3 protein-coding genes and 1 pseudogene are annotated in these 2634 nt (G+C 69.0%); all 4 read left to right on the top strand.

The features are described 5' to 3' along the window. Positions 1–409: 409 nt before the first annotated feature. Positions 410–691 carry a hypothetical protein gene (locus AB0469_RS40600; RefSeq protein ID WP_366456639.1) on the top strand — a complete coding sequence of 94 codons (282 nt, stop codon included), beginning with the start codon at positions 410–412 and terminating at the stop codon, positions 689–691. Further along, positions 691–1050, top strand: coding sequence for a hypothetical protein (locus AB0469_RS40595; RefSeq protein WP_366456638.1), 360 nt, complete (start codon positions 691–693; stop codon positions 1048–1050). The genes AB0469_RS40600 and AB0469_RS40595 overlap by 1 nt, the downstream gene beginning before the upstream one ends. After that, positions 1043–2224 (top strand): IclR family transcriptional regulator C-terminal domain-containing protein, encoded by a 1182-nt coding sequence (locus AB0469_RS40590; protein WP_366456637.1) that lies wholly within the window; start codon positions 1043–1045, stop codon positions 2222–2224. Before AB0469_RS40595 ends, AB0469_RS40590 begins: the two co-directional genes overlap by 8 nt. 47 nt (positions 2225–2271) lie before the next feature. After that, positions 2272–2634 (top strand): annotated as a pseudogene (locus AB0469_RS40585) (transposase); the annotation flags it as partial.

Genomic DNA, 2634 nt, shown 5'->3' with positions numbered 1-2634 from the left:
GCATGCTGCGCGAGGACCACCCGGTCCCCCCGCCCCACCACCACCCCCCCCCGCCTGGCCCCACACAGTGACCGCGCCAGGCGAAGAGGGAACGGACCCAACCGATCACTACAGATCGGTTCCGAAGAATTTCTATCGCCTGTACATGGACCAGCACGCTCATCCGTATCTGAGGTACCAGCGCACCACGCGCGGGTTCTTCGTAGATCGGGAGCAGTTGCATGATGCCCACCGACTGGGCCGCCGACATCACAGCCGTCGCGGGTGCGGTCCACACGCTGGCTGCCGTCTGGTATCAGCCCTGGGCGGTCACCCTGCGTCGCCGGGCCGCCTCCCGGCGCCCCGCCGACGGGCTGTGGAAACCGAGCCCGGAACCGGCCGCGCACCGACCGTGCGTATCACCGTGCACATGCGGTCCCCACAGACGTGGACCGTGCGTGTGGTCATGGTGCCCGGAAGGCCCGGCCGTGACGGCCGGGGGAACGCCTCGTCTCCGCACGGGAGCTCCGACGAGGGCTCCGGCGGGCTCAGGCAGCAGCTCAAGGACATCCACTCGGAGTTCATCAAGCGGGTGGTCCCCAGACTGTGCGGCAAGTGGCCCGCGATGACGGTGGCCCAGTGCCAGGACGCCAGCCAGGCCGCCTACGAAAACTCCTGCGCAACGGAACGCTACAGGCGCCGGAGAGCCTGATGAACACCCTCCTCCTGGCAGCAGAGCAGTGGACCATCGACCAGTGGCGCAAGTCCGGCCGCTACGAGGTGCTGGCGACGGCGCAGGACCTGGAGCCGTGGGTCGAGGCATGCCGCCCCGACGACGGGCCGCGCATGCGCCTCGACGACGAAGTGCTCCCGGTCCTCAACCAGATGCGCCCGAGCCAGCGCCTGCATGTCGGAAAGCTCCACCTCGCCGGGTACAAGAACACCGAGATCGCGCTGGAACTCGGGATACCCGCCGCGCAGGTGGGCACGCAGCTCGCCCGGTTCCTCAAGGAACTCCGCGACGGCGTGGAAAAAGGGAAACAGCGGGGCGATGAGATGGGACGTGAGTGATGTGAGCAGGCACGACGGCGACCACGGCGGAGTGCGGGCGCCAGCCGCTCCGGCCGGGCTCACCGCGACGCCGGACACCGATGAAACGGGGGACTACTGGGACCGCCCCAACGGCGACTGGGGCGCCACCGACACCGCACCACCCCAGGAGGAACAGGCCTGGTGGGAAGAGCGCGCAGCGGCCAACACCTGCTACATGCTGGGCAGCCGCGCACTGCGCCGCGGTGAACTCGATGAGGCCGCGCACTGGCTCGGCCGCGCTGCCGATCACGAACACCCCGGCGCCCTCTTCCGGCTGGCCGTCGTGGCCAGCCGCACCCTGGGACCCACCGGCACCCCCCGCGCCGTGTTCCTCCTCTCAGAGGCGGCGCGCTGCGGGCACGGTGACGCACGCGCGCTGATGCGCCGCCGGCTGAGCCTTCCGCCCGGAAAGGAGACGCTCGGCGCACAGGACCGGGAGTTCTGCGACGAGCTCCTGCGAGCCACCTTCCCCACACCCCGGCTCTGGACGCCCAACGCCCTGCGCACACCCTCCGTTACAGACGCCATCCAGCAGCAGCCGCAGCAGAGCCGCCGCACCAACACCTGGGAATCGGTCCAGCGCGTCCTCGAAGTCCTCGACCTCGTCGGAGGCGCCGGACGGTCGGTCAGCGCCGAAGACCTGCGCCGCAAGACCAGCCTGCCCCGCACCGTAATCGAGCGGCTACTGGTTTGGCTGTGCGGCAAGGGACTCCTCGCCACCGTGAACGACGGCGGATACACCCCCGGCCCCGTCCTGCACCTCATCGCGCATGAGGCCTCCTCCGGTACCCACAGCCACCGCCTGGCCATGGCGAACACTCCCACCCCGGGCCAGACCATCGGCAAGGTCCTCGCCGGCCTCCGCGATGCCGCAGGAGCCGCCGTCTACATCGGCACTTACAGCGACGGAGAGATCCGCGTCGACCAGTGCTCCGACTCGCCCACCGCTCCCAGAGTCAACGACTGGGTCGACTTCCGTGTCGCCGGCCACGCCTCCGCGCTGGGCAAGAGCCTCCTCCACCAGCTGGACTTCGACCAGCGGATGGACCACCTCTCCCGCCGCCGCCCGGTACAGCTGACACGACGCACCATCACCAACCAGAGCGAACTCTTCAGCACCCTGGACCGGCATGGCCCCCACGCCGCCCAGTGAACCGTTCCGGGTTCGATGGAGACTCGATTTCGTGAAAGGATCGAGTCATGGCACGCCCTTCCTCCTATCCCCTTGAGCTGCGCAAACGAGCGGTCCGCATGGTCGCCGAAGTCCGCAGCGACTATCCGAACGAGTCGGCCGCGATCAAGGCGGTCGCCGGGAAGCTCGGCATCGGTTCGACCGAGACACTGCGTAAGTGGGTACGCCAGGACCAGGTCGACAGCGGGGTCCGCCCGGGGACGACGACGGAGGAGTCCGCGCAGGTCAAGGCGATGAAGAAGGAGATCGCCGAGCTGAAGCGGGCGAACGAGATTCTGAAGGCTGCGGCGAGTTTCTTCGCGGCCGAGCTCGACCGGCCACACACACGCTCGTAGCGTTCATCGACGAGCACCGGGACCGCTTCGGCGGAG

Origin of the sequence: Streptomyces sp. NPDC093801 (assembly GCF_040701585.1) — a bacterium.
Taxonomy (GTDB): domain Bacteria; phylum Actinomycetota; class Actinomycetes; order Streptomycetales; family Streptomycetaceae; genus Streptomyces.
Note: the sequence above shows the minus strand (reverse complement) of the source record. Positions and strands in the feature narration are given on the sequence as shown.